This is a genomic window from Streptomyces sp. NPDC051211, from assembly GCF_040689505.1.
Taxonomy (GTDB): Bacteria; Actinomycetota; Actinomycetes; order Streptomycetales; family Streptomycetaceae; genus Streptomyces.
The window spans coordinates 1-6,845 of record NZ_JBFBAV010000089.1 but is presented as its reverse complement, the minus strand read 5'-3'; the positions used below and the strand labels follow the sequence as shown (position 1 = coordinate 6,845).

The 6,845-nt window shown below is 69.8% G+C and carries 8 protein-coding genes and 2 pseudogenes; 9 read left to right on the top strand and 1 reads right to left on the bottom strand.

Annotation, left to right across the window (positions count from 1 at the left end; genetic code table 11):
* Window positions 1–784 precede the first annotated feature (784 nt).
* Both AB0447_RS36160 and AB0447_RS36155 read left to right on the top strand, forming a co-directional pair.
* Window positions 785–1,120 (top strand): annotated as a pseudogene (locus AB0447_RS36160) (hypothetical protein); the annotation flags it as partial.
* 196 nt (window positions 1,121–1,316) lie between these two features.
* The gene (locus tag AB0447_RS36155; protein ID WP_366481211.1) at window positions 1,317–1,883 is read left to right on the top strand and encodes a hypothetical protein; all 567 of its coding nucleotides are present in this window, start codon (window positions 1,317–1,319) and stop codon (window positions 1,881–1,883) included.
* A gap of 112 nt (window positions 1,884–1,995) precedes the next feature.
* Here AB0447_RS36155 and AB0447_RS36150 read toward each other — a convergent pair.
* Window positions 1,996–2,091: pseudogene (locus AB0447_RS36150) on the bottom strand (IS5/IS1182 family transposase); the annotation flags it as partial.
* An 85-nt stretch (window positions 2,092–2,176) separates the two neighbouring features.
* Here AB0447_RS36150 and AB0447_RS36145 point away from each other — a divergent pair.
* The 7 genes from AB0447_RS36145 to AB0447_RS36115 all read left to right on the top strand — a co-directional run bounded on the left by AB0447_RS36145 (window position 2,177) and on the right by AB0447_RS36115 (window position 5,838).
* Complete coding sequence (locus AB0447_RS36145; RefSeq protein WP_366481210.1) at window positions 2,177–2,395, top strand: hypothetical protein; 219 nt, start codon at window positions 2,177–2,179, stop codon at window positions 2,393–2,395.
* Window positions 2,396–2,787: 392 nt separating this feature from the next.
* Entirely contained in the window at window positions 2,788–3,159 is a 372-nt protein-coding gene (locus tag AB0447_RS36140; protein ID WP_366481209.1) for a DUF3846 domain-containing protein, read from the top strand.
* Window positions 3,160–3,223: 64 nt separating this feature from the next.
* The gene (locus tag AB0447_RS36135; protein WP_214943009.1) at window positions 3,224–3,490 is read left to right on the top strand and encodes a hypothetical protein; all 267 of its coding nucleotides are present in this window, start codon (window positions 3,224–3,226) and stop codon (window positions 3,488–3,490) included.
* Window positions 3,487–4,035 (top strand): hypothetical protein, encoded by a 549-nt coding sequence (locus AB0447_RS36130; protein WP_366481208.1) that lies wholly within the window; start codon window positions 3,487–3,489, stop codon window positions 4,033–4,035. Before AB0447_RS36135 ends, AB0447_RS36130 begins: the two co-directional genes overlap by 4 nt.
* Window positions 4,036–4,363: 328 nt before the next feature.
* Window positions 4,364–4,618: a hypothetical protein gene (locus tag AB0447_RS36125; protein WP_366481207.1), complete on the top strand. Its 255-nt coding sequence runs from the start codon at window positions 4,364–4,366 to the stop codon at window positions 4,616–4,618.
* A gap of 99 nt (window positions 4,619–4,717) precedes the next feature.
* Window positions 4,718–5,215, top strand: coding sequence for a DUF6573 family protein (locus AB0447_RS36120; protein WP_366481206.1), 498 nt, complete (start codon window positions 4,718–4,720; stop codon window positions 5,213–5,215).
* 191 nt (window positions 5,216–5,406) lie between these two features.
* Window positions 5,407–5,838 (top strand): hypothetical protein, encoded by a 432-nt coding sequence (locus tag AB0447_RS36115; RefSeq protein WP_366481205.1) that lies wholly within the window; start codon window positions 5,407–5,409, stop codon window positions 5,836–5,838.
* The last annotated feature ends 1,007 nt before the right edge of the window (window positions 5,839–6,845 follow it).

The window sequence follows — 6,845 nt, the reverse complement described above, 5'->3', positions numbered from 1 at the left end:
CCGTGCTCAGTAGGTGCAGGGCTTCGTCCAGGACGGTCCAGAGGAAGTCGCTGGGCTCGAAGGCGGTGTCGGCGATGGTGAGCTGGGCGGCCCGGCGCCCCCCTGCCGCACCGGCCCCGAAGCGCCACCGGGCGCCCGATCCCAGGAGTGCCCGCATGCTCACCGCCCCCGTCCCCTCCGAGCAGCTGCCCCGCCCCCGCCGCCGTGTCGTCTACTGGGCCGGCGCCTACAGCACGGTCCACCGCTTCCGCCACGCCGCCGCGCGCCTGGAGGCCTTCCGCACCGGCCGGCAGTGGCACGTCGACCAGTTGATGCCCCGCACCGCCCCGGTGCCCCGCGAAGCCGTCGTGCGCTGCGCCACCACCCTCGCCGACGCCGTGGCCCAGGCGGTCGCCCGTATCGACCTCCGGGCTGTCCAGGCGCCCGACCACACGGACGACAATCTGCGCGCGTACGCCGCCGCGGGCTGGGACGTCGTCGACTCCTCCACCGGCCGCGCGATGGCCTGGGCCCGCCGCCACGTCGGCGACCCCTACCCCTGGCAGCCGGCCGAACACGAAGGCCTCGTCCCCGTGAACAGCAGCCGCAGCGCTGGCGCCGCCCTCGACGTACGCGAGACCCCCGGTCGACGGCCCCCGGCCCGCTCGGGCCCGTCATCGTCGTACCGTGCAGCGGCATCAAGGCGCCCACCAGGACAGCCCTGCCGGCCCGCGACCTCTACCGGGGCAGCTATCACCTCCTGTGCTGACAAGCGGCCGAGCGTCTCGCCGGCGCCACCGGCGACGTCGTCGTCCTCTCGGCGCAGCACGGCTTCGTCACCCGCGACGAGCCGCTCTTCCCGTATGACCTGCGCATGGGCCAGCCCGGCTCCGTCACCGCCGAGCTGCTCGCCGTCCAGGCCGCGCAGCTCGGCATCCTGCCCGGCCCGCGGCCGGTCGTCGCCCTCGGCGGCCGCGCCTACGTCCAGGCCGTCACGCAGCTGCGCCCGGACACCCTGCAGCCGCTCGCCGGCTGCCGAGGCATCGGGGAGCAGCGCGCCCGCCTTGCCCGGCTGGCGCGAGCCGAGCGGCCGCTCGACGTCCTTCACCAGCTGACTGCCGCGGCCGCGCCCACGGCCTGAATGCCGCCAAGCCAACTGGCCTCGCCCGTAACGGGCGAGGCCAGTTCTGCGTATCGGGAGCGGCAACGGGGGCGGCTCTGAGCAGCGAAAACAGGGCCGAAGATCTCCCGAGAATGATGAATCTGAGGTATAGTTGTCTTGTGGTCGACGGTGGCAGTCGACCACGACCGGAAACCCACACACCCTGGAGAACCGCATGCCCCTGGACTTCACCCACCCGCACGAATTCAGCTGCTTCGGCACGCTCCACCCCGACCACCTCGTTGCGTGGTCCTTCGGAGACCCCCACGTCGAGTGGGAGCTCACCGGCCTCTTCTCCGGCCCCGGCACCTACACCACCGTCCCGCTCGACGCCGAGACGGACATGCACTACCACCCCGGCGACCAGGGCGCCCCCAACACCGTGGCGCAGCACCTCGCCGCCCGCTACGGCTTCGACGGCCTCGACGTCCGGGGCCCCGTCCACTTCACCGGCCCGAGCGGGGAAACCGACCGCGCGCTCGGCGTCGCCCCGGACGCCTTCGACGTCCTCTACGACCGGGTCAAGGACATCTGCGCCACCCTCGGCGTGCGCACCTGGTGCAAGCTCCACCCCGCCGACACGGTGAGCGTGCGGTACACCGACCTGGAACGCGGCGACGTCTACTGGTTCCTGAACACCCCCACCGATTCCAGTGCTTCAGGGATTTCCCCGCCGACAGCAAGACGCTGGAGTTCATCCCGGACGCCCGCATCCTGGTCTGCGACGACGAGTTCGAGGTGACCGCCTACGGCACCTACGAGTGCCGCGCGGACCGCGCCCCCGCCGGGTACTGGCAGCGCACCGGTAACCAGCTCCTCAGCGCCTGACCCGCCCCCTCCCCCGGCCCGGCGCTGTGGTCGGCCCATCGTCGTCCCCGGACTGGATCGGCCGGCATCAGCGGCTCGATCCGGTCCCACATCGCATCAGTGATCACTAATCGGACAGACATATCGGATCAACTGATCAACCCGTCAAAGAGACACGCTCTAGACCTCCCACGACCGCACACGGGCGCTGAGGGCGCCCAGGAAGGCATGAAGCGCATGCCGGAGTACAGCATCAGCTGGAACGTCGAGATCGACGCCGACACGCCCGTACACGCCGCTTTCGCGGCGCTGGCTCTCCAGCGCGACCCCACGTCCTGGGCCACGGTCTTCACCGTCCACACGGACGACCGTGACGTGGTCGGCGACCTCAACCCCCACCAGCCGGGCCCGCCGCGACTGAGCGGCCCCTGGACGTTGACCGCATAGCCCCCGCACCTCCTCGCGCCCCGGCACGGCCCACCAGCCGCGCCGGGGCGCAGTCGTGCCCGGGCGCCCAAGGGCATCTCGCCGGCCGTGGGGGCAGCCGGGCGTTCCCTCCAGGCCTGTGGACGCGGCCGACGCGCCGTCGGCCCGGCCGGGGAATCGTCACCGCGGCCACCTCCGCGCGGCCGGCCGCTTCGACGCTGGCGCTCTGGAGCCCAGGACGAGCCGGCGGCGCATGCGCGGGCTCCGCCGGCGGCCTTCGGGAATGCCGCTGAACAGGGGAAATAGAGGCCTGCGACGTTCCGAAAGTGACTTGTAGTTGGTATAGTTATGTCATGGGTCGGTGGTGGCAACCGACCCGCACCGAAAACCAACTCCCAGGAAAGGGGACCCCCATGCCCACCCTCCTTCAGGACAGCTACGCCCTGCGGGTCGAGCCCACCGGCGGATTCAGCCTGCTCGACTGGGACGCCGACACCTGCCCGCAGGACGCACTCGGCGCCGACCAGGTCCGCTCCACCGACCTGACCACCCAGCTGATCATGTGGACCGACGAGCTGGCCATCCCGCTCGGCCTCCCCGCCAACGCCCCCGCGCGCCAGTTCCTCCAGGCCTACCAGGCCAACCCCAACCCCGTCTGCGGCGTGGCCGTCTTCACCGGATCCACGCGCGGCGGCGAGCTGCGCGGCCTCACCGAGGACCAGGCGCTCATGCTCGTCGACCGCTACTTCAGCCGTCACCGCGACGTCCCCCGGCCGCGCCGCTAAGCGCAGGTCACCCCGGGCCCCGGAACCGAATTCCGGGGCCCTCGAATTCGACGAAGGGAAACCCGTGAAATACACCATCATCGGAGACTGGTACGAAGTCTGGGATCTCGCCGATTCGTTCGCGGTCGTCGCCGAGGGAGCGGACTTCGAGGAGGCCAAGGCGAACGCGGCCGCCGCCGTGCTGGAAACCTTCCCGTGGCGCGCCGAGGAGGACGGCGAGACCCCCGAGACCCTCTGGGGAGGTGACAACGGCGCCTACGTCGTCGCCGCCTTCCTCGGAGACCTCGGCGCCCAGGCGGTCGACGCCGCGAGCTTCCGGCTGATCGCATGACCGCCACCGAGACGCAGACATACACCGTCATCGGCCTGACCCTCGATGTCGACCGCACGGAGCTGCTCATTGCGGCCGTGGTCGCGGGCACCTTCGCCGACCAGGTCGAGCTGCTGGCCACCGGCGAGGAGGACTTCACCCGGTGGGCCGAGGAGTTCAACGCCCCCGATCCGGACACCGCCGCGGACTTGGCCTATGCGTTCTGCCGCGACTTCGGCTACGCCGAGGAAGACACCGCCGGAGAGTACCTCCAGCGGGTCCTGGCAGAGGCGGGCATCGAAGCCACCAGGGGCGCCCACCCGGGCTCCGGCTGCTCCTGGATCGCCGTCCCCACCCCCGACGGCGGCGAGGTCCTGCTCACCGGCCAGGACAGGCACGAGGCCGAGGTGGACTACCCGCTGACCGATCACGCCGGTTGGCTCGCCTGCGTCTACGACGAGGACGGCGTCGAGTTCACCGTCCTGTACGACTCCCACACCCCCGACCTGGCCGCCGACAGCGCCGCCGCCGTCGCGGCCGTACGCGCCAGCGTCACGACCGGCTAGACGCCCTCCCACCCTGCGCCCCCACCGTGGCCCCTGCCGCACGGTGGGGGCGCACTCGTGTTCCGGTCGGCAGGTGTACCGGGCAGCCCGTGGCGGACTCCCTCCCGCACCCTTCGGGCCGGCCGCGGCATGCTCCAGCCACGCCGGCCACGGGAGAAGCGCCGGCGCCGGCCAAGCCGCCGGCGGAAGACGGGCGGGTGGCAATTCACCCAGGTGAGCGGGCTAAAAAGGGCACCGCAAGTGATGTGAGCATGGTATAGTTGTCTTGTCGGTCGGCGGTGGCAGCCGATCACAAACCGAATCCACGCACAGCCGTGAGGAGACACCCATGTCCGACACCCTGCTCCGCACCCTCGACCTCGTCGAGCCCGGTGACCTGGTCCTCTACCACGGCAGCATCCCTGAGCATCACGGGCTCTACCTGGCCCGGCCGTGCGACTGCTTCTACTGCGGGCGGGCGGACCACTTCGGGAGTGCCGACACCCGCTACCGCCTCACGGACCCGTTTGCCGAGGACCCGGACGCCTGTGTGGTGCACCACGTGCGCCGCGCGTCCATCACCCGGTCGGCCGCCAACGCCTGACCCTCTCTCGGGGCGCAGCCACCCGGCTGCGCCCCGCTCCGGGCGGCGGGGAGTGGCACCCCGCCGCCGCCGAGAACACCGCTCACGAAAGGGCAGCCCATGACCGACAAGACCCTCATCGACGGCACCGCCAACCCGGACGACCTGGGCCCCGACGCGACGCGCTGGACCCCCGAGCCGGAGCAGCCGGCCGTTTCCGTGGACGACCTCTTCGGGGAGGCCATCCACGGGTACAGCCGAGCCCGCGCCCTCGCCGACGGGGTCATGGTCGCCGTCGGCGACGACATCGCCCGCGAGGCCGGGTTCGGGGTCCCCGTGGCGCTCACCGCGGCGGCGTGGGCCGACTGCGTCGCCTGGACGGACGAGGACAACCGGCAGACCTACCAGGACGAGTCGGGCCGCCTCTGGGACGTGCTCCGGATGACGCACTACGCCATCCGGCGGTCGGACGGTGGGAGGTCCTGCACCGTCGAGCTCTACCGCGTCCCGCGCGACGGAGAGAGCCACGAGAGCGAGCAGGCATGGCTGCTCGCCACGTGCGGGCCTGACGACGAAGGGGAGCCCGTGATCACGATCTCCCTGCCCGGCGAGGACTGATCGGCGGAAGCAGCGCCCCACCCCCGGCAAGGGGTGGGGCGCCGCGCGTTCGCGGCCTTTCCCGCGTGCGGAAATTCCCCTGGGAAAGATCCATGCAGCCTCCCGAGAATGATGAATGTGGGGTATAGTTATCTCGTTGGTCGGTGGTGGCAACCGACCAGGGAACCGGAAGCAGACCGAGAGGAATCGGCATGGCAATCACGTCGCACGACCGGACCCCGTACGAGGTTGAGCGCGCCGCTGCGCTGTTGATGGGCTTCTTCAACGCGGTGGGGGACGGCTGTCACGTTCTCGTCGTCGCAGTATCGGCGAACGGCGACACCCTCTCGATTTCCGTGCCGTTCCACAACGACGGCGATACGACCGACTTGGACCCGGACGACGCCCTTGAGGCGATGTTGATTCTCACCCTCGCCGCCATCGTGGGCGGTGGCGCGGTGGTGCGCACGAACTTCGCCCACCAGACTTCCGAGGTGAGGGGTTGGAAGCTGGTGGAGTTCTACGCGAAGCCGCTCAGCGCTTCGGAGATCTTCAGTGCCTACTGCACGGATGCGGTGACGGGTGAGTTGATCGCGCCGGAGTGGGGTGTGGAGTACGTGGCCGCGCCCCGTCTGATGGTCTGAGTCGGGGGCTCCGGGGTGCGGGTGCTCCGCCTGCACCCCGGAGCCTTTCCGGGCCCGCCGGGGGCTGGGTGGGTAGCGGCGCCCGGAAGTGGGTTGGTGGTGGGGTGTTTTGACGACGTGATAGCCGTATGGGGAGGCCCGGAAGGGCCTCCTTTTCTTTTCCGGGGTGTCCTCACATTCGGTTTCCGAGTGCCCTGTATTTCTTCCATCCATTCTCTGACGTATCATTAGATTCAGAGGGTGTGACGGCCCGTCCGTGACACGCATCAGAGATATCGGAACGGATCACCAACGGCGAAGTATGGTGAATTACGAAGTCCTGGAATTCGGCCGTAAGGCCGCCCAGGAATTCAGACACGCACCCACCCCCGTGAATCCGGACGCCCGTGAGGGCGTCCACCCCGGACACGGCACCCTGAAAGGCGCTGAAACCCCCTCAGGAAACACGCCATCACCCCCGCACCCGAACACCCCCACCCCACCCCCCGGACACCCACACACACTCCCTCCCACCCCCACAGGCCCCGACAGGGGCCCACACCCCCCACCCAGCCACCACCAACCCCCCAACCAAGCACCACACATGACACCAAACCCCAGACCCTAGCCACACCCCCACAACGAAGCACCCCCACACCCCCAGGCCCCGAAGGGGCCCACACCACCCCCCACCCCACCCGCCGGCAGGCGGGCCCCACCCCACAACCAACACCCCATCAATTCCCGCAACGCGGGAATCCCAAAAAGCCTGAAAGGCTTTCAAAACCCACCAACCAAGAATTGCCGAAAGGCAATTCAAACCCGCCCAACAAAACCCCCGAAGGGGGTTAACCTCAACCACCCCGAATTCCCCGAAGGGGAATTCCAGCGGAATTCCGCCGAAAGGCGGAATTCGAAAGGGGCATAAATGCCCCTTTCGACCCAGCGTCGTGACCTCCAGCGCCCCGTCCGCGTACTGCTTGCGGATGACCTTCTTGTCGAACTTGCCGACGCTGGTCTTCGGTACC